The 19045-nt window shown below is 61.7% G+C and carries 13 protein-coding genes, 1 tRNA gene and 3 pseudogenes; 7 read left to right on the top strand and 10 right to left on the bottom strand.

The window, feature by feature from the left end:
- Position 1: 1 nt before the first annotated feature.
- The 3 genes from ACTGJ9_RS21710 to ACTGJ9_RS21700 form a co-directional block, all read right to left on the bottom strand.
- A complete protein-coding gene (locus tag ACTGJ9_RS21710; RefSeq protein WP_456672774.1) occupies positions 2-742 on the bottom strand; it encodes a hypothetical protein in 741 nt (246 codons plus the stop codon).
- 89 nt (positions 743-831) lie between these two features.
- Complete coding sequence (locus ACTGJ9_RS21705; RefSeq protein ID WP_456672773.1) at positions 832-1710, bottom strand: DMT family transporter; 879 nt, start codon at positions 1708-1710, stop codon at positions 832-834.
- 89 nt (positions 1711-1799) lie between these two features.
- A complete protein-coding gene (locus ACTGJ9_RS21700) occupies positions 1800-2246 on the bottom strand; it encodes a hypothetical protein (RefSeq protein ID WP_456672772.1) in 447 nt (148 codons plus the stop codon).
- A 305-nt stretch (positions 2247-2551) separates the two neighbouring features.
- Between ACTGJ9_RS21700 and ACTGJ9_RS21695 the strand changes: the two are divergent.
- Together ACTGJ9_RS21695 and ACTGJ9_RS21690 are read left to right on the top strand one after the other, a co-directional pair.
- Positions 2552-2814 (top strand): annotated as a pseudogene (locus ACTGJ9_RS21695) (hypothetical protein).
- A gap of 408 nt (positions 2815-3222) precedes the next feature.
- Positions 3223-4188 (top strand): helix-turn-helix domain-containing protein, encoded by a 966-nt coding sequence (locus ACTGJ9_RS21690; RefSeq protein WP_456672771.1) that lies wholly within the window; start codon positions 3223-3225, stop codon positions 4186-4188.
- 235 nt (positions 4189-4423) lie between these two features.
- Here the strand turns inward: ACTGJ9_RS21690 and ltrA are convergent, their stop codons facing one another.
- Together ltrA and ACTGJ9_RS21680 are read right to left on the bottom strand one after the other, a co-directional pair.
- Positions 4424-5530: a group II intron reverse transcriptase/maturase gene (ltrA, locus tag ACTGJ9_RS21685; protein WP_456672770.1), complete on the bottom strand. Its 1107-nt coding sequence runs from the start codon at positions 5528-5530 to the stop codon at positions 4424-4426.
- A gap of 669 nt (positions 5531-6199) precedes the next feature.
- A pseudogene (locus ACTGJ9_RS21680) lies at positions 6200-7759 on the bottom strand (porin).
- 1824 nt (positions 7760-9583) lie between these two features.
- Here ACTGJ9_RS21680 and ACTGJ9_RS21675 point away from each other — a divergent pair.
- The 3 genes and pseudogenes from ACTGJ9_RS21675 (at position 9584) to ACTGJ9_RS21665 (ending at position 12777) form a co-directional block, all read left to right on the top strand.
- Positions 9584-10089, top strand: a pseudogene (locus tag ACTGJ9_RS21675) (MarR family winged helix-turn-helix transcriptional regulator).
- A 179-nt stretch (positions 10090-10268) separates the two neighbouring features.
- Positions 10269-11150 (top strand): polyphosphate kinase 2 family protein, encoded by an 882-nt coding sequence (locus tag ACTGJ9_RS21670; RefSeq protein WP_456672769.1) that lies wholly within the window; start codon positions 10269-10271, stop codon positions 11148-11150.
- Positions 11151-12018: 868 nt separating this feature from the next.
- Complete coding sequence (locus tag ACTGJ9_RS21665; RefSeq protein ID WP_456672768.1) at positions 12019-12777, top strand: outer membrane protein; 759 nt, start codon at positions 12019-12021, stop codon at positions 12775-12777.
- A 402-nt stretch (positions 12778-13179) separates the two neighbouring features.
- On the opposite strand, the gene ACTGJ9_RS21660 is transcribed toward ACTGJ9_RS21665, so the two are convergent.
- From ACTGJ9_RS21660 to ACTGJ9_RS21650, 3 genes are all read right to left on the bottom strand, one after another.
- Positions 13180-13255, bottom strand: a tRNA-Arg gene (locus ACTGJ9_RS21660).
- 158 nt (positions 13256-13413) lie between these two features.
- On the bottom strand, positions 13414-13887 hold the full coding sequence (locus tag ACTGJ9_RS21655; RefSeq protein WP_456672767.1) for a hypothetical protein: 474 nt from the start codon (positions 13885-13887) through the stop codon (positions 13414-13416).
- A gap of 158 nt (positions 13888-14045) precedes the next feature.
- The gene (locus tag ACTGJ9_RS21650) at positions 14046-14324 is read right to left on the bottom strand and encodes a hypothetical protein (protein ID WP_456672766.1); all 279 of its coding nucleotides are present in this window, start codon (positions 14322-14324) and stop codon (positions 14046-14048) included.
- Positions 14325-14753: 429 nt separating this feature from the next.
- On the opposite strand from ACTGJ9_RS21650, the gene ACTGJ9_RS21645 reads away from it, so the two are divergent.
- Positions 14754-15140 carry a VOC family protein gene (locus ACTGJ9_RS21645; protein ID WP_456672765.1) on the top strand — a complete coding sequence of 129 codons (387 nt, stop codon included), beginning with the start codon at positions 14754-14756 and terminating at the stop codon, positions 15138-15140.
- A 48-nt stretch (positions 15141-15188) separates the two neighbouring features.
- On the opposite strand, the gene ACTGJ9_RS21640 is transcribed toward ACTGJ9_RS21645, so the two are convergent.
- The gene (locus ACTGJ9_RS21640) at positions 15189-15677 is read right to left on the bottom strand and encodes a hypothetical protein (RefSeq protein WP_456672764.1); all 489 of its coding nucleotides are present in this window, start codon (positions 15675-15677) and stop codon (positions 15189-15191) included.
- A 260-nt stretch (positions 15678-15937) separates the two neighbouring features.
- Between ACTGJ9_RS21640 and ACTGJ9_RS21635 the strand changes: the two genes are divergently transcribed.
- Positions 15938-16291, top strand: coding sequence for a GrlR family regulatory protein (locus ACTGJ9_RS21635; RefSeq protein WP_187437378.1), 354 nt, complete (start codon positions 15938-15940; stop codon positions 16289-16291).
- 60 nt (positions 16292-16351) lie between these two features.
- On the opposite strand, the gene ACTGJ9_RS21630 is transcribed toward ACTGJ9_RS21635, so the two are convergent.
- Complete coding sequence (locus tag ACTGJ9_RS21630) at positions 16352-19039, bottom strand: PAS domain S-box protein (protein ID WP_456672763.1); 2688 nt, start codon at positions 19037-19039, stop codon at positions 16352-16354.
- Between the last annotated feature and the right edge of the window lie 6 nt (positions 19040-19045).

Genomic DNA, 19045 nt, shown 5'->3' with positions numbered 1-19045 from the left:
CCTACCCTCGCTTTGACGCGCGCCGGCCCGGATGGTGCTTGCCCTTCGGATCGCGAAATTCGCTGCGATGGCCGCGCCGGTCTTCGGCGTTGAAGCGCCGCCGCTTCGCGGGTGAGCCGAACGCCTTGATCACCTTCCTCCCGTTGACCTTTTTGATGACGTAGCCACCTTCGGTCATCGAGAACGGCGCCTTCAGCGTTCCCTTGTGGTCGAACTTGGTGCCGCGGGGATGCTTGAATGGCTCGAACCAGGACGGATAGACGAAGTTGGACATCGGCAAGCCGTCGACGTCGAAGGAGTCCTCCTCCACGGCGTCGCAGACCTCATAGGCATATTGGGTGTTCGGATTCTTGTCGGCCCAGAGATTGGCCATGGGGTCGAGCACCATCTCGAATAGCTCGTGCGACGCCGCCACACTGATCGGCTCCTCGCCGAGTGCCTTGACGAAGATCTTCGAGATCGGCTGGCCGCGATGGGTCAGCTCATGGCGCCCGAGCATGTTCTTGTGCAACGCATCGTCGAAATAGACCAGTTGCCAGTCGGTGGCCTTCGGCTTGCGCGTGACATAGAGGTCGACCGGATAACCCCACACCGGCAGGAAATGCCTATCGTAACACTTCTGGAGCGCCGCGGTGAGCTGGCTCATCTCACGGTCCTTGATCGACTCCCGGGCGTAGTTGATGCAGGCAATCCGAACCGGCTTCAGGGACCTTGCGAGCAGTGCGCGCTTCGCCTTCTTCATGGAAATCACCACGTGAAAGGGAAACTGAAATGCGGCGAGCCTAGCACGAACGCGGCCCGCACGTCTGGGAGGTACTCCGGCAGCGGGGCCTACGAGACGAAGCGCCGGTTGACCACGAATACCGCGGCCGCGCACATCGCCATGCCGGCGATCGCCAGCGCATCGAGCTTCTCGCCGAACAGCAGATAAGCCATCAGCGCCGTGACGGCCGGCACGAGATAGAACAGGCTCGCAACCGACGTCGCCGCGGCGTGGCGGATCAGCCAGTACAACAGCCCGATCGATCCGATCGAGAGCGCGACCGCGAGCCAGCCGAGCGCGAGCACGAACTCCTGCGTCCAGTGCACGACACGCTCTTCGAACAGGAAGGCCCCGACCGTGAAGAAGATCGTGACCGCCACATACTGGACGAGGTTGCCGGCGCGCCAGTCGATGTGGTTGCAATAGCGGCGCTGATAGAGCGTGCCGAGCGTGATGCTGATCAGAGAGACCACCGAGGCGAGCCAGCCGAGCCCGGCCTCGCCGGTCATGGGGCGATTATGCAGGATCAGCGCCACGCCGCCGAGACCGAGCAGCAGTCCGCCCCATTGCACCGGCGTCACCTTCTCGCCGAGCCAGCGGTTGGCGATGGTCGAGGTCAGGATCGGCTGCAGGCCCGGAATGAGTGCTGAGAGTCCCGCCGGAATCGAATGCGCGATCGCAATCGCGGTGCCGCCGAGATAGAAGCCGTGGACGAGAATGCCGGCGACTGCGCTGTGCGCGATGCCGACACGGTCGGGCCATTTCGGACGGGCAATGCCTGCGATGATCGTCATCAAGCCGACCACCACCGCCATGCGGATGGCGAGGTAGGTCAAGGGATCCGCGTTGTTGATGACGTATTTGGTGCCTATGAAGCCGGTGCTCCAGAGCAGGACGAACAGCACCGGTGCCGCCCGCGCGGCCAGATGATCTTGATTTTGATTCATTGCCGCCCTCATTGCCCGACCGGGGACGGTGCGGCAATGCGAATTTCGGATGCTGCGTTGCGAGGAAGACGACGGCTCAGATCAGCCGATCACCATTCTTCCGGACAGGGATCGATGATCTTCCAGAGCTCGACGCCGTTCTTGATCTTCTTCATGTCGGTAGTGAGCCCGCCATTGCGGCGGATCCAGTCTTTCACCGTGTCGGGATAGTAGGACATCAGGTCGGACGTCCCTTCCGCACTGGTGATCTTCATGCCGAAGGTGAAGGCCTTGTCGTAATAGGCCTGGTGGAAGCCGAGGCTTGCGCGCGGCGTCACGCAGATCTTGTTCATGGGCACGATGCCGAGCACCAGCGTGCAGGCTGAGTTGCAGATGCCGTCGATGATCACGCGCTCGCCCTTGTCGCGAACGCGCTTGTACTTGAGCTTGTACTCCTCGACATAGCCGCCATGGTCACGGGTGATGTGCAACTCGGCGCGCGCCGGCGTGGCAGCAGCGACGAAGAGCAACAGCAGGCTGAGGAGCGTGATGCGCATGGCAGCGTGACGACGAAACCTTGCAGGAATGAACCGGCCTCGAAGAGCCCCCAAGGCAAACCCCAGGACGGCGGCCGGAGGAATCTTAAACCGAATTCTCTTTGGCCATACTTGTGTGGGGAATTCGTTAAGCATCCCGAAAAGGCCAAAAATGGGCAGGGTTCGAGTGCAGTCCCGGCAATTCTGTCACACCCACCGGGGAATCTGCCGGGCTTGCCCCGATTTCCGGGCCCCGGATGGGTGCCCCGGCGGCCCGAAATGGCTATAGATGAAAGACTTAGTCGCGCGGGTTCCGGAGAATCGAGATGAGCAAGTTGAAGCTTGTAGCCGCGATTGTTGCCCTGTCGGCGGCAATCCTATCCTCTGGGGCTGCGGAGGCCCGGGGACATCACCGGCACCACCGCTATCACGCCAACCCACTGCCCTACCCGATCAGCTACCTGCACAATTATGGCCCGGGTATCACCCCGCCGCCTTCGCCTTCTATGACGGCCCGTCGACCAACCACTGCTACCAGAGCGCGGCCGCCTATGTCGGCCAGGACGGCCGACGCCACCCCTGCTACTGAGCGGCGCCGCGGCGTTACCTTGCGGCGGCCGGCCTGGTGAGGGCCGAAGTCCCACCGGGCTGAGCGCGGTGTCGAGCCGTTCGGCGAGGATGCTGCCACGATTGTTTTCCGGTGCCCTGGGGACGGCATCAACGTGCAAACCCGTTTCGAGAAGCCGCACGGAGCGAGGGGCGAAGCTTCGAGTCCTTCGCCTGCCCAGCCTTCACGAGGCTTCATTTCATTGATCTCGCCACCGGTCAGCCGATGAGCCGAGACCGTTGGCCGTGACATCCATCTGATAGCCGCTCGTGGCATGATGTCCGCAATATTACGGCACTGAATGCTGTTTACTGAATCGTCTTGTTTCGCCATTGATGGCCGTATACCGACGTTCATTTTATTGTCACATTGCAGCATCCGGCCAGACGCATGTTCTTCGACGCTCTCGCGCCTTCCTCTGCGCTCCAGTTGACCCGGTTTACCGATGTCGACGCGTTTCGGCCGGCTGAGTCGCTGGAAGACTCCCGCAGCATTCCGCTCGATGTCGCCAATTTCGCAGCGGCGCGGGCGATCGTGCACCTGCCGGCATGCAGAATCATCCTCGCGAAATCGTTTGCGCGTATCCTTGACACCGCCTACCGCGCGCCGGGAGGCATGGTGATCCTACCGATGAGCGATGATCTGCGCGCCAGCTCGAGCGGAACGGATATCGACTCGCGCTTCTTCGTTGCCTTGCGCGGCTACCACGACTGCCATTTCGTCGAGCCTCAGATCAATCATCATGCGCTGATCATGTTCTCACCCACGCTCGGGGATCGCGGCTGGTTCGATCGCGCCGACGCATTATGGGTTCGGATCGGAGACCCCGCCGCTCATCTCTACGCGCGACAGCTCGTGCAAGACATCCTCAGGACCGCATCAGTCGCGCCGCACATGTTCGAGACCACGGAAGCGGCCACCCATCTCCAGGAGGGGCTGCTGCTCGCCTTTGACGACTTATTTCGAACGAATCCGCTGTCGAAGCGTAGCGCCCCGAATGCCGGCGCGCGATCTGCCAGGCTCGTGCAGCGGATCGACGATTACGTCACAGCCTATCCGACCGCCCCGATCTATACCGCCGATCTTGCTGGTGAGTTCGGCGTCTCGATCCGGACCCTCGGCGGTGCGGTGGCCAAGGTGCGCGGCATGAGCCTGCATCAATACATCCGCCTGAAGCGGCTGTGGGCCACCCGCGCGCAGCTTCTCAGGAGCGGTGGTGCGTCGGTCGCCTCGTGCGCGCGCGCCCAGGGATTTCATCACCTCGGCGAGTTTGCCGCAGCGTACCGGGCGATCTTCCACGAAGCGCCCTCGGACACTCTGGCGCGGGCCCGGCAAACCGGTCTTCCGGCCAACTGATCACAACCAAGCCGCGCAGTGCCTGCCCTGGGTCGCGCGTGAGGCCGCTGCGGAGCGAGCAAATCGTCTCATCCTCAAGCACAATACAGGATGGCGAACTCCAAATCGGCATAGGGGGCGACCTTGTGGGCCGCTCCCCTGCCACACCACCCGGCATGCGGGTCCGCACCGGGCGGTTCGAGAAGTTGAGGTCATGAGAGACGGGGCAGTCCCAGCCGGTCTGACCAGTTCAGGGTCAACACGGCATTAATGAGCATGCCGCTGTTGCGCCACCAGCGACGGCTGTTGGCTGCCACCTGTCGCGCCACATCAGGCTTGGCTCCCAGCGCCAGCAGTTCCCTGTACATGGTCGTGCCGCGCTTCCACTGCTTGAGCTGGATGGCGCGCAGCCGATGACGCAGCCACTGGTCAACTCTCGCCGGACTCGTGGGGTTTGCGCCAGCCGGAAGTATGCCTTCCATCCCCGAACATAGGGCCGCAGACGATCCACCACATCCTGCATGCTGCGCCCGCCACTGCGGCAGGTCAGTTGCCGGATGCGCTGCTTGAACGTCCTCAGCGGCTTGTCGGCGACCTTGCGTTTGATCACGCCACCCGGACCCGGCCAGAAGCCATAGCCCAGGAACTTGCGACCGAACACGCTGGTCACCGCGCTTTTGGTCTCGTTGACCGTCAAGCGCAGCTTGCCGTAGAGCCGCCGAAGCAGCGCCATCACCCGTTCACCCGCCCGGCGGCTGCGAACGTAAACGTTCGCATCGTCGGCGTAGCGCACGAAGCAATGGCCCCGACGTTCCAGCGCCTTGTCCACTTCATCGAGCAGGACATTGGCCAGAAGCGGCGATAGCGGGCCGCCCTGCGGCGTCCCCATCCTACGCGTCCGGACCACGCCATCGTCCATGATCCCGCTGTTCAGATACGCCCGGATCAGCCGGATGACCCCGGCGTCTCCGATCCGTTTCTGGAGGCGGTCGATGAGGATGTCGTGATCGACCCGGTCGAAGAACTTTTCCAGGTCAACGTCCACCACGACTCGGCGGCCCGATTGCACGTATGACTGCGCCGCAAGGACGGCGTCATGCGCACTTCGGCCCGGCCGGAAGCCGTAGCTGTGCTCGCTGAAGGTGGGATCAAGAATCGGCTGCAGCACTTGCAGCAGCGCCTGCTGGATCAGACGATCCGTCACCGTCGGGATGCCAAGCTCACGCTCGCCGCCCTCGGGCTTGGGAATCGCTACCCGTCGCACCGGACCAGGCCGGTACGTCCCCGACAACAGTTGCTCGCGGATCACAGGCCACGCCGTACGCAGATGCGCAGCGGTCTGATCAATGTCCAGACCATCCACACCGGCTACGCCTTTGTTGGCTCGCACCCGCTTCCACGCCCGTTGCAGGTTCTCTCGTCAGCGCCGCTAAAAGCAGCGCCGACCCTGTGCCCTTCGGTTCATGCCGCGGGCGACGAGCTTCATCGCTGCCCGGGCCACGCGGATTCACCGCGTCCTACCCCGGACCGCCCTGCTTGCGCAGGCATCTGATGCGATGCTCGCCGCATCGGCATGGCCTCAAACACTCCCTCTCGTTCGGCCCTTCACCTGCGGGATGGCTCCGCAGCCTTCCCGCCGACTACTACGGCCTCTGCTGACTTCTCGCTCCGGCTCGACACCGTCGCCCTTTCAGGCATAAGGCGAGATCTCCCCAGGTAAGAACGCACTCCTTCACTGCACGACCGCCGGATCTACGCCGCTTCCCCTTGATCACGAGAGCTTCGCGGTTATTGGCCCGCTCGCCCTGGTAAGCACCGCCTTCCATCCAGTTCTTGTTCATCGGCCCGCAGCTTCGTTCCACGCTTCCTCCCCACACTCGGTCGCCCTCATGCAGTTGCGCTTCGCTTCGCTCGTTGTGATCAACTCACGATGGGACTTTCACCCACAAGAGTGCGCCCATGCTGGGCGCACCAATGCAAAGCCCCGGCGGTTTCCCGCCGAGGGCGCTGTCAGAGCAAACGAGAACCGATCTTAGAAGTTGCGCTGGGCGCGAAGCAGCACGTTGACTGCGTTCTGATCCCTCGCTTCGTAGATAGCAACCGGCTTTGCCACAGCCGCGTTGCCAGCACCGAACGTACCAGCATACTTCTGATCAATACGCGTCCAGTTGACGTCCGCCGTGAAAGCAAGGTTCTTCACGGGGTCCAAACCACGTTGCCACCGATTACACCGATGTTGAAGTCGGGGTTGCAAGAGGTTCCGACGAAGCCGGCGCCGCCAGCTGCGACTGCCACACCCAGCGTACCGCCAACACCCGTGCCAGCCGCGCCGCAAAGAGTGGTCTTTGCATTGTTGCCGTACTTCAGCTGAGCATAGGCACCGTAAACGCTGCTCGACCAGTTGGGCGTCCAGTTGTGGGTGAAGCCACCACGGAAGCCCCAGGTCTTCACGCTTTCGATACCCTGGCCCGGACCAAAGGTGCCGTCAGCAAGGGAAACAAACGCGACGCTCTGGTAGGCACCAGCCAGGCTGGTGTTGCCGTAGACAGCGAAGCCCTGCGGGAACAAGCTCTGGAAGTTGTACCGAGTCGCGCCGTCGGTGTAGACAGCCTGCAAGTTGAGGCTGTCACCAGCGCCGGTCGGGATGTTTTTGATCGACAAGGCACCTTGGACGGCGAAGCCCCACTTGTCTTCAGGATGACCCGTCGGCTCGGTTCCACCGTAGTAGGCGGCATGCATGTCATGTCCAGCAACCGACAACTGCGCGAGACCCCAGGCCTGGTCAACACGGACCGAACCAATAATGTCAGGAGCGCGCGTGCCACCCCAATCGTTGGCACCGTAGCCGCCGCTAAGTGCGGGCAACAACGCAGCAATCGGGGCGCAACCGCCGGGGCAACGCCGAGGTTGAACAGGTTCGACTGATTGTATTGGGTCGGATCCTGCAGAGCGAGCGAACCGGTGATGCCCTGGCCGAAGTCAGCGGTATAAGCGATTTGGTTCACACCGGTGACATGGTTGGAACCACCCGGAAGCGTGTCGGGACCGCCAGCCGGATAGCTCTGCCACGGGGCGTCGAAGATCGAGACCGTGCGGCCGAAGGTGAACCCAGCGAACTGGATGAACGCGTGGTAGACACCCAGCTGAGCGCCGCCGATGGTCGCGTTGGTCCCGGTGCTGTCGTAAACCGTACCGCCGGTGCCGGTCGCAGTGTAGCCACCACCCGTCCAGGTATAGACGAGGTCAGCATAGGTGCGGACGACACCATACTCGGTCGCGGTGCGCGTATCGATCGTCAGATCCATACGAGCGCGGCTGGTGAAGTAGTTGCTCAGACGGTTTTGAGCGCCAGTGACGCCACCGGCGAAGCCGTAGTCATTGTTTGTACCCAGCAACGCGTCGGCACGGAGATAGCCGCCGAACTTGATGCAGGTATCAGTGCCAGGCATATAGTAGAATCCGGCACCGTATAGCGAGCAGATCTTCACGTATTCGACCGCCTTGGCCTTTACGGGGAGATCGGCTGCCTGCGCTCCACCAACGGCAATCAGACCTGCCGCTGAACCGAGCAAAGGCTCTTAACCAACTTCATGTTAAACCTCCAAAGTTTGCTGTGAGGAAGGTTCCGGATCCACGGGGTGACGCACCCTAAGATTGGTTCCTTGACCATTAACTTACCGCTGAGTGCTTCGCGTCTTCGGACACACCCGCTGAACGCGAGGGACTTAAGGAACCACCAACGGGACGACTTTGGGATGCCCCCCTCCGTCGCCCAATGACGATGATCGATGCCCCTTGCATAAGCAACATCGGAACCGAGGCAAAAGCGCTAGTTGCGTCGGAATCTAGGCGGGTGTTGCACAAAAATCACGGGAGGTCCCGCGCCGGAACAAAGCTAACCACTTGAATATAAAAGATATTACTCTTCACAGCACCGTGAGCGATCGCGCGCTCTGTGCTGCTGCGCTCGCGTTCACCGCACGAGCGCGGGAGTTCGGACCGCTCTTGGAGCCGAATCAAGAGGAGAGATACCTGAGAACAGAGCAATGAATTGCCAGACAACCACAGGAAGATCTCGGCAGCACCGGGTTGGCTTGGATTGAGTGTGGATCGTCAAAACTTCTTATATTTGCAAGAACGGACCAAAGTCGTGCAGCGAATTTTTCGAACTGGCGATCGGAGATCGTGTCTTTGGTATGGCATCGCTGGTGCATCTTCGCGTTCGCCGACCGATGCTCGGTCGGCCATCTGGCGATAGCCGCGCGCATTGGACGGCCCATTCATCGTTTTTGCTGGGGGCAGGATTGCCTCCTATGAGACGAATGACCGCGTCTTAACCGCGAAGAATGCGACCACGCCCCTCGCTTAATCTCGCCGTCGAGGCGCTCGATTGAGCTGTCCGTACGGGTCGGCCGCCTTGTAGTTCTATAGTCGGTCCGAGGATCGGGCCTTAGATTCAGCCGGCGGAGATTCCGTGCCAACACTCGTTCCCGTCTACGCCGGTTGGTGACAGCTGCAGGGGCCGGGATCATCGAGGTTGAGCTTGGCGGCAGCTGTCGCGTTAGTGTCGAACGATGATGCAACCCCTGCGGGAATGCACGGGCTCTTAAGCTGCGGCGATAGTCCCCAATTCCGAGTAGCGTCAGGGTTTGGATCGCCGCTGGACGCACTAGCGTGCGCTGCGGCAGGCGAAGCCCGGCCTACAGCTCAGGAGATCTCTGAAACGCTATCCTCACCCCGGCGGTCTCTACAGCTTCCGGAATGACGCGGCGATCCGGTCAAGATCCTTAGGCATGACGATCAGGCATGTCACTCTTCCTAAGCGTGTGGATCGCTGCAATCAGCTGGCCGTGGGCTTAGGCCGGCTCGGCATCGTCTCAGCGGCGCGCCTATGCCTTCAAGGGCATCGACTGTCGGACCCTAGCTTTAGTTGGCGACCGCAGAGCGCTGAGGGAAGAAATCTGCGGTTGCTGCAAAATTCCAAAATTTCGGGAAGTTAGATCGCGTCTGATTTTCAGATGGGTGCCGACCCCACGCTGTTCCGGATGACATTGCCGCCCAGGGAAAGAGACGCTGGCAGCCGCGCTCGCGAACGGGCTCGGAGATCGCCGCCGCGCTAAGGGTCGCTTGGGCAAAAGCGTCGGAAGACGAGGCACTGATTGCTCAGAAGTTGCAGCTCGCCCAAGCTAGTCTAATGCATCAGATTATTCCGACACCTGTCGGAGCGCTCGACCCGGCTACTCGCGCGGTCAGCGCTAATGTGGAGGCCAATGCCTGCCAATTTGGCTGATCAGGTCACATTCGTGAAATGGCTAACATAATTATTCTGCTCTGCCCTTGCGTCAGGACAGACTTGCATGGACTATGTCGTGGCGAACACCGGCCAAAAGAGAAATCGGCTCGCGGGAGTAACGCTGTGTCAGCGACGAGAAAAGAAGGTGCGCGCCGGCGCTCCACCGGCAATCTCGATATCATCAGGCGATTCACCTGGGAGATATCGTCGATCAACACGCATCTGGAGGAGCTGCGTCAGCTGTGGGCCAGGACGCTCGGTATCAGTGGGCCGCAATGGCTGATCCTGATGGCGATCTCAGACCTCGACAAGGACGATGGCGTGCCCGTCAACGTGGTCTCCAAGCTGCTTCACGTCGATCCGTCCTTCGTCACTACCCAGTCCAAACTGCTGGAGAAGAAGGGCCTCCTGCGCCGCCGCCCTCGCTGACCGACGCCCGCGTGGTGCGGCTGTCGCTGGTCGAGAAGACGCAGAAGCACATCGCGAGCCTCAATGAGCAGTACAAATCCATTCGCGAATTCGTCTTCCAGGAGTTCGATGAGAACGAGATGACGGAGTTCACCAGCAAGCTCGCGACGCTGAAGACCCGGCTCGAAAAGGCCTGCGTCAGGATCTCCCTCGATTTCTGAGGCGCGCATCGTTTTTGCCAGTCAGATTGTCGCACGGGCTAATGATGCGATTGGACGCGGTGTATCGCGATTTGCGTGTCGCACTTCGTTCGGGGCAACCGCAGCAAAATGCTGGATGCAGCCGTTTGCACGATTTCGAACACCACGGTTGAGCAGGTCAGATATTTGCGGAGACACAGATGAATCTGGCGAAGTTCGTCAAACCTTACCTGGTGGGGCATCCAGGTTCGTTTCGCCTGAGCCAGATCAAGCCGCATGATACTGGCGGCCTCGATATCCACAAAAAGGAAGCTAATAATCTTCTCCAATCGGGAATCGAGCAACTATCAGAATTGCAGGAGCGCCTTTACGCCGACGATCGCTGGTCGGTTTTGCTGATTTTTCAGGCCATGGATGCGGCAGGAAAAGACAGTGCTATCAAGCACGTCATGTCGGGCATCAATCCGCAAGGGTGCGAGGTCCATTCCTTCAAGCAGCCGAGCGCCGAGGAACTCGACCACGACTTTCTTTGGAGAGCAGCACGACATTTGCCTGAGCGAGGACGCATCGGAATTTTTAACCGCTCATACTATGAGGAGGTACTTGTCGCCCGAGTTCACCAGCAAGTTCTCGCAGATCAAAACTTGCCCCCTTCGCTCGTCACTAAGAATATCTGGAAGGAGCGCATGGACGACATAAGGAGCTTCGAAAGGCATCTTTTACGCAACGGCACGATCGTTCTTAAGTTTTTCCTGCATGTCTCGAAGGAGGAACAGAAAAAACGTTTCCTTGAGCGCATAGACACGCCCTCCAAGAACTGGAAGTTCTCGATGAATGACGTTAAGGAGCGTCAGCACTGGAGGCAATATCAGCGCGCATATGAGGACATGATCCGGCACACGAGTCATCCTGATGCGCCCTGGTGCGTTGCCCCCGCTGACAGCAAATGGTTCACAAGGCTGGTCGTAGGTGCGCGGATCGTAAGCGCCATGTCCAGACTGGACCTGCATTTTCCGTCCTTGTCGCCATCCGCACGACGGGAGCTTGCCAAGGCGCGCAAGATTCTGCTTGCGGAGAACTGACTCCGCGACAATTCCCCGCGCTGCAGCGTCGCAACAAGCAACGCGGAACGGGGAACGGGGAACTAAATCAGGTCGCCACGCATCCCCGCCGAGTTGTTCTTGCAATGGAGAGTACAATGCGGCCGACCAAAGCTTTGCTAGCCCTTGGCTTCGCTGCTGCGGCAGCAACCGCCCTTCCGGACGCGGCAGACGCGCGCCGCATGGGGGCGGCGCTCATTTCCACGGTGGTGGAGCTCATTTCCATGGAGGCGGAGCCCGTTTCCATGGCGGCGGCGCCCGATGGGCCGGTGGCGGTGGACGATATTATCGTGGAGGTTATTACCGCGGAGGCTATGGCTGGGGCGCCGCAGCGGCCGGCGTTGCAACCGGCGCAGCACTTGGTGCAGCCGCAGCTTACGGCTCTTCGTGCTATCAGACCCGGAACGTCTGGAATGGCTATGCTTACGTCCGGCAGACGGTGAACGTCTGCTAGGCTGCCGCCGAATTAAATCGAGCTGACGGAGCGGCCGACTCAACCGAGTAACATCCTTCGTATTCCGAAGGATGGATCCGATCTCATTCCGCGACGGCACCGGCGTACACTCCTTGCGCCGGGCCTAGCTCTACCTCACACGTGCTCTCGCCCAACACTACCGATCATCGCCTACCCCGCCCACCGCCCGGTGAAGTGTGACTTCCGCGAGCAAAGGTCACGAATGCTGTCCTAAGATGCATTAGTCAGCGCGTGTTGCGAGTATGTTACACAATTTCAGAGCGTGCTGTTGTAGCCTTCCCTGGGCTGGGGTGTTTCAGGCAATGCAACACGGGATCGCACGCGCATCTTCGCTGTAAATCGAAAGGTGAACGCGACGGGATGGAGATAAAGCTAATGAGGAAACTTCTGTTAGTCACGGCAGGGCTCGTTGCAGTAACCGCTCCGGCGGCGGCGGCGGATCTGGCTGCACGTCCCTACACGAAAGCTCCGCCCCCGATGGTGAATCCGGTCTACGACTGGACCGGGTTCTATATCGGTGCGAATGCCGGATATGGCTGGAGTCATCGGTGTCTCGATGTCACTGCGGTCGGCGCTGTCGGCATCGCCGGCGCCGAGGGTTGCCGCGATGCCGGCGGTGGCGTCGCTGGCGGTCAGATCGGCTATCGATGGCAGACCAACAACTTCGTGTTCGGACTGGAAGCCCAGGGTGACTGGGCCAACCTCCGCAACAGGGACGACAGCCTGTTCTTCCCGGGAAATACCTGGTCCACGAAGACCAACGCATTGGGTCTCTTCACCGGCCAGATCGGTTACGCCTGGAACAACGTGCTTTGGTACGTGAAAGGCGGCGCCGCAGTCGCTAACCAGCGCTGGGACCTCTACAACACCGCCACCGGGATAGGCATCAATCAAGCCGAACGGACACGCTGGGGCGGCACCGTCGGAACCGGGATTGAGTACGGCTTCGCGCCGAACTGGTCGGTCGCCCTCGAGTACGACTATCTCTTCAGGGTCAGCGACAGCAGCACCTTCGCGACACCCACCCTGGCACCTGCCGTGACCTCGATCACCGCCAACACCAGATCGGATGTCAATCTCATCACCGCCCGCATCAACTATCGCTTCGGCGGTCCTGTCGTCGCGAGATACTGATCACGTCCTTGAGCATTGCAACTAAGAAAAGGCCGGCAGAAAAGCCGGTCTTTTTTTATGAAAAGAAATAGTAGTTTCCCGAAATTGACGTTTGCAATGTACAAATCCTGCGAGAACGTAGCGCCGCCCTTAAATCGCAGCGGGCGCGTGCCAAGGCGGTGCTGGACCATGATGCGGTACCGCAGCCGCATCGATGCTGGGCAGATCGACGCGTTCGCGCGGCTGATGAATGAGAAACTCGATACTGCGGATACCAATACGCGGAAGGGCTAAATCCATTCAATCATCGACGTCGAGGTCGATGATAAGGCCGCCCGTATCATCGGCAGCAAGGACATCCTCCAGACCGCCATTGCCGGCAAACTTGACCGAGAACGGAAATGTTCGTGGTTCTATACGCAATGGCGCGCTCGGAGAGATTGAACTCCCGGCCCTCGGAATCGAAATCCGATGCTCTATCCAGCTGAGCTACGAGCGCCCTGATGACCCCGGGGTATTGGGCCACAAACCGAAGCGTCGCAGACATAGGCTTGAGGCCAGCTGATCTGCGACGCTCGGACCGGTACGAATTAGCAGAGAGGTCGGACAATAAAAAGCCCTCCCTGCCTTTATCTAGACGGGGCAGAAGGCGCGTTGTCACCAGGTCGTGTTGAAAAGACCGAAATGCGGCTGCTGTGCGACCAGCATCATCGGTTGATCGCGCTGCGGCGCCAGACGCGCCCTGGCGACCTTGCGTTTGGGCTGAGCCGGAGCCTTGGCGTCGACGACCTTCCTGGCCGCGGCCACATCGCCCTTCGAGGTGAACTGCGCAAAGGTCTCGCGCACCCGCGCCTTTGCCGTCATGTCAGCCAATACGTCCGCTTGTGCCGGCGGCTGAGGCGCCGCGACGGCAGCCGTCTTCGTCACCGGCGCGGCAATGGTCGGCTGGCTGGTGTCGAGCACGACACGTTCAGGCAGATGGCGATCCGAGCGGATCCGGATCACCGGCTGATCGTAGGTTGCACCCGCAACGACCTGCGCAACCGGCGACGTCGGCCAAACGAAATCAGCCGCGAACAACAGGGCGAGCAGAGCTCCACCGACAAACATGAAATAGCGTAAGATGGGCATTGGCCGCGCTCCGCCCCCGCATCCCCGCGTGGGCTCTTCGCCTTAACCGGCGATCCTTCAATTGGTTCCTAAGCCCAGCCGTTTGGTTCAAATGGCAACGCCAAGTTTTTGGACCAGGGGCAGGACGGTAACTTTTCCGCTAGCGAAATGTGGGCCTTTCAGGCGCGCCGCGCCGTCACCAGCGAACAGGTCGCCTGATCGGCATTCACGTTGACGAAGCCGATGGGGACGTGCGCAAAGGTCTTGCGACTCTTCATGCCGACAATGTCGGCCAGCACACGGCCGCGGTCGGTCAGATGGCTGCCATCTCGCCGCGTGAAGGCGCAGATGATCTCGACATTCTTTACGGCATAATCATTGTCATTTCGCACGGTGAAGGTAACAAGTGCCTTTGAGCCGAGCCCGCCGCGGCGCCAAGTCTGCGACGAAATCTTCATCCGATCGAGCCCGGCCGCCTCCCCGGGGAGGTGTCTGAGGCGGCCGTCGGGGAGCTGGATCGACGCTTCCCAGCGCCAATTTCATAGGCGCGGTTTGCGCGACATTGCCTTCGGAGGGCAGCATCAGCAGCCAGACGGCACCGCCCACCACGAGCGCCACCAGCCACCACAACAGGCCTCGCTTGAGCCAGACACCAGTTGGGGACTGGAGCCGTGGCCGATCCTGGCCATTCCCAGCAAAGCTTCCCAGTCCGATCCGGCTAAACCCTGTTTTCATGGGTGCATTACTCGCCTGCTTCCTCAATCCGTGAGACGAACTAAGGTTCCCGCAACGGCGCGAATCTCGGATAGGAGCCACGGTGGCGATCGTGGAGCGGGATCGCTAACATGCGTTGCAACATCGCGAAGGCCCGATCGGGAGAAATTGAAATGCCAGTCGTCGTCACCTGGGATCACATCCATCTGCGCAGCCCCGATCCGGAAACGACCGCCGCCTGGCTGCGCGACATCCTTGGCGGCGAAATCGTGCGCGCGCCGGGACGCATCGACGTGAACCTGGGCGGTGCAAGGATCTTTATCGCGCCGCTGGAGGGCGAGAGCGCCGTCAACCCGCCACCCCCGCACCCCCACCAAGGCCTCGACCATTTCGGCCTCACCGTGAAGGACATCGATGCCGTCGCCGCCGAGATCAAGGCCAAGGGCGTGAGGTTCACCCGAGAGCCGACCACGATCCGGCCCGGCGTCCGCATCTGCTTCATCCGCGGCCCCGAAGGCATCTCCATCGAGCTGCTCGAGCGCGACAAGAAGTATACCTGACGCAGCGCCGCACCTGATATCGACGATAGGCCGGGTGCTGTCGCCCGGCTAAGTCATGCTGCCGGGCATGAAGCAGCGGATCGTGACGCCCATGTAGCCGTAGATCGGCCAGACCATGGTGCGTCCGACCCGGTTGGGCTCCGAGATCACGGCCTCCTCGGGCACGTCAACCCAGACGAGCTCTTGCTCCCGGCCCTCGATCACGTAGCCAAGGCGCGGGATGCGGACACGATAGTGCCCGCCCTTGCTCTCCCAATCGGAGTCCGAGATCGCGGAGCCGTCGGCATCGGAGCAGCATGGCCCCTTGCCGCTGCGCAAGCCGTCGAACCAGGCTTTCAGCTCTGCACTGGTGTTGACGAACTGGCCGCGGTCGCGCGCGTGCCCAACCGGAGCAATCAGCGCCAGCGCGCAAGCAAGCCCTGCCGCGCTTCGCCACCGTATGAGACGGCCAATCCGCCGTCGTTGTGTTTCGCAATTCGCGGGACGCACACTGTACAGACGCGGCTCATCGCCGCCGGAATCGATCCAGTTGCTCACGTTCGTCTTGCTCCAGCACCCCGCGGCCAGTGCAACAATGGTTATGCATTTCGCGGGCCAAGTCTGATTCGCAACGACTGGCGTCGCCGTAGAATGAGACCGTCATAACCGTGTCACACACGTTGGGACAATGACGGTTCGCGTGCCGGCATGGGACACACCCGCCGGTAAAACTGCCGCGTTGCGCGACGGCTTTCGCTTTGGCATAAAAGCTTCGCCGGTTCCTCCATTGGGCGATGGCGGCCGGCCGACGGGACGTGATGAAGAACGGCCTCTATTCGATTCACGTGAGCCTGCTCGACGGTCGAGTCGGCAAGGGCAGCGGCGTGATTCTTTTTCGCGATGGCAAGATTCTCGGCGGCGATGCCTACCTCTATTACACCGGCAGCTACGTGGTGAAGGACGACCACACCTTCAAAGGCGAGGTGCTGGTGCAACGGCACACCTCGCCGCGGGGCGATGACAATCCGCTGTTCGGCGGCCCTGCCCCGGTCGGCATCGGTGTCAGCGGGACCTACACGGAGACGCGCGCGGAGATGACGGGAACGGCGCTGGTCGGCAAGGCCAGCCTGATTTTCGGCGCCACCCTGCACAAGCTCGCAGAGGCCGACTAGAGCATGATCCGGAAAAGTGTGTAGCGGTGTTCCGAGAAGATCATGCTCAAACAATAGATGCTATTCGGCAGCCTGCTCCAGCGGAGCGGTGCGCGGCAAGATCATCTGGATGCGCGTCCCCTCGCCCGGCTCGGAATCGAGGTCGAGCCGCCCGCCGAGCCGGTTCGTCACGATGCTGTAGACGATGTGCAGTCCGAGACCGGTGCCGCCCTGGTCGCGCCGCGTCGTGAAGAACGGATCGAAGGCGCGGCGACGTACGTCAAGCGACATGCCGCAGCCATTGTCGGAGACGATGATCTCGACATTGTCCTTGCCGGACTCGCGCACCCGGATGTCGATGATCCCCGGACGTCCGTCCGGAAAGGCGTGCGCCACAGAATTCAGGAACAGATTGGTCAACACCTGGCCGTACGGACCGGGATAGCTGTTCATGGTCAGGTTGGGCTGGCACTCGACGTTGAGCGTCAGGTTCTGCTTGCGCAGGCCCGGCCGCAGGCTCATCACCACCTGCTCGGTGAGGTCGGCGAGATCGAAGCTTCGCTGGTCCGAATAGTTGCGATCGGCCGCGACCTGCTTGAACGACTGGATCAGCTCGGCTGCGCGGTTGAGATTGGAGACGAGCTGCGAGGACGCGTCGCGGCTGGTGTTGAGATAGTCGTTGAGCGTCGAGCGGCGAAGCTCGCCTCGCTCGACCTCGGCGCTGAACATCGCCGTCTTGCGTTCCAGCGCAGAGGCGACCGTGAGGCTGATGCCGACGGGATTGTTGACCTCGTGCGCGACGCCGGCGACCAGGCGTCCGAGGGCCGCGAGCTTTTCCGCCTCGATCAGCGAGGCCTGCGTCTCACGCAGATTGCGCAGCGCCGTCTCGGCGGCATCCTTGGCCTTCCGCATCTCCTGCTCGCCGCGTTTGCGCTCGCCGATATCGAGCGCCACGGTAACAATCCGCTCGATCTCGCCCTCGGCATCCAGCAGCGGCAGCTTGTTGACCAGCCATTGCCGCATGTTACCAGAGGAATCCTTGTACTCCTCCTCGTAGAAGCCGAGACCTCTTCGCAAGTTGAGCACGCGCTTGTCGTTCTCGTCCGTCTTGGCCGCGCCATAGCGCGACATCAGATCGGCGGTGGTGCGGCCGAGCGCGTCGCCGGGCTCGATGCCGAAGATGCCGGCCATATAGCGGTTCATCAGCACGTAACGGAGGTCGCGGTCCTTGACGTTGATGACGGCCGGCACGGTGTCGATGACCTGCTGGAGCAGGCGGCGGCCTTCGGCGATGGCGTCTTCCGCCCGCTTCTGGTCGGTGATGTCGCGCAGCGTGCCCTCGTAGCGGACGATCCTGCCCTGCTCGTCCCGCACGCCGGTCGCGCTGTCGGACAGCCAGAGGATATTGCCACTGCGCTGGCGCACCTGATACTCGAACTCGCGGACCATGCCGTCGCGATGCATCAGCCGCTGGTACTCCTCGCGGGCCGCGGGATCGACGTAGATGGTGTGGGCGATGTCGTTGATGCTGTCGATCAGGTGCTGCGGGCTGTCATAGCCCATCATCCGCGCCAGCGCCGGATTGGCGTTCAGGAGATCGCCGGACGGCGTCGTCACGTAGATGCCGTCGACCGAACCCTCGAACAGCTTGCGATAGCTTTCCTCGGCCAGCCGCTGCTCGGTGAGCGCGCGCACGGCTGCCTCTCGCGCGGTGTCGGCTTCTTCCAGCGCGCGACGGAATACCTCTGCCGCGCGCGCGATGTCGCCGATCTCGTTGTTAAGATCGGCCGACGGGATCGACGTATTCTTCTCGCCCGCCGCAAGGGCCCGAATGGAGCGCGCGATCTGGGCCAGCGGACGCACCGTCCGGCGCACCACAAAGCCCGCGGCGAGGATGCCGATCAACACACCCATGCTGCCGAGCACAATGCTCTGCCAGCGCGCCTCCGCGAGCGTCCGGGCGAAATCGCGCGACAGTACATGGCCGCGGCGGTCGCTGACGTCACGAAGCAATTCGGTGACGCGGCCAATCAGCCGGCCCTCGGTTCCCAGCACCTCGCGGTCGATATCGGCGATCTGCCGTTCGCGGACGGCGACCGCGACAAGGGCATCGGCGTAATTGTTCACGGCCGACTTCAGCCTGCTATCTGTGATGTCCATCGCCCGCATGCCCTGCGCGGCCTGTTCGGCGGCGGAAGGATTCCGCGCAAGCAGCCCGAGCGCGATCCGGCTCTGCGCCTCCGACAGGCGAGCGGCGAGATCGCGGTCCCCGCTTTCGGAGACCGCCGCATCGAACTGATCGCGCAGTGGCGGCAGCCCGGCCAGCAACTGCGCCCGGCGATCGATCAGGGTCGATATCCGCTCCAGCCCGCTGCGGTAAGTCGCAAGCCGCTCGGAGACGCCGTCGATCATGTCCTGCTGCTCGGGGGCAAGATCGATACGGGTCTTCTTGAGGATGTCGCTCAGCGTCGAGGCGGCCTCGCCCACCTGCTTGAACTGGATGCCGGCGCCGGGGTCGGTGACGAAGTCACGCGCGGCGAGCCGCAAATCGTTCATGCGGCGGTCAATGTCTTCCGCGAGATCGCCGACGCTTTGCAGCCGCTGCAATTCGGCGAAGGTGGCGTCGATATGCCTGATCGCGATCACGCTGGCCGTCGAGGTGACGATGATCACAACCAGCACCAGAATGAAGCTGCCGAACGTCATCTGACCGATCGACAGCGAAAACGATCGCTTCGGCGGCGGATTCGGTGGCGTTTTGACAGGCATTGGGGC

Source organism: Bradyrhizobium sp. RDM12 (genome assembly GCF_051917485.1).
Classification (GTDB): domain Bacteria; phylum Pseudomonadota; class Alphaproteobacteria; order Rhizobiales; family Xanthobacteraceae; genus Bradyrhizobium.
The sequence above is the reverse complement of the archived record's forward strand: the minus strand, read 5'-3'. Positions and strand labels throughout refer to the sequence as shown.

What these genes read in the sequence shown, in the direction of transcription:
- ACTGJ9_RS21710 (WP_456672774.1), bottom strand. Translation starts at nt 742, where the DNA reads ATGAAGAAGGCGAAGCGCGCACTGCTCGCAAGGTCCCTGAAGCCGGTT.
- ACTGJ9_RS21705 (WP_456672773.1), bottom strand. Translation starts at nt 1,710, where the DNA reads ATGAATCAAAATCAAGATCATCTGGCCGCGCGGGCGGCACCGGTGCTG.
- ACTGJ9_RS21700 (WP_456672772.1), bottom strand. Translation starts at nt 2,246, where the DNA reads ATGCGCATCACGCTCCTCAGCCTGCTGTTGCTCTTCGTCGCTGCTGCC.
- ACTGJ9_RS21690 (WP_456672771.1), top strand. Translation starts at nt 3,223, where the DNA reads ATGTTCTTCGACGCTCTCGCGCCTTCCTCTGCGCTCCAGTTGACCCGG.
- ACTGJ9_RS21670 (WP_456672769.1), top strand. Translation starts at nt 10,269, where the DNA reads ATGAATCTGGCGAAGTTCGTCAAACCTTACCTGGTGGGGCATCCAGGT.
- ACTGJ9_RS21665 (WP_456672768.1), top strand. Translation starts at nt 12,019, where the DNA reads ATGAGGAAACTTCTGTTAGTCACGGCAGGGCTCGTTGCAGTAACCGCT.
- ACTGJ9_RS21655 (WP_456672767.1), bottom strand. Translation starts at nt 13,887, where the DNA reads ATGCCCATCTTACGCTATTTCATGTTTGTCGGTGGAGCTCTGCTCGCC.
- ACTGJ9_RS21650 (WP_456672766.1), bottom strand. Translation starts at nt 14,324, where the DNA reads ATGAAGATTTCGTCGCAGACTTGGCGCCGCGGCGGGCTCGGCTCAAAG.
- ACTGJ9_RS21645 (WP_456672765.1), top strand. Translation starts at nt 14,754, where the DNA reads ATGCCAGTCGTCGTCACCTGGGATCACATCCATCTGCGCAGCCCCGAT.
- ACTGJ9_RS21635 (WP_187437378.1), top strand. Translation starts at nt 15,938, where the DNA reads ATGAAGAACGGCCTCTATTCGATTCACGTGAGCCTGCTCGACGGTCGA.
- ACTGJ9_RS21630 (WP_456672763.1), bottom strand. Translation starts at nt 19,039, where the DNA reads ATGCCTGTCAAAACGCCACCGAATCCGCCGCCGAAGCGATCGTTTTCG.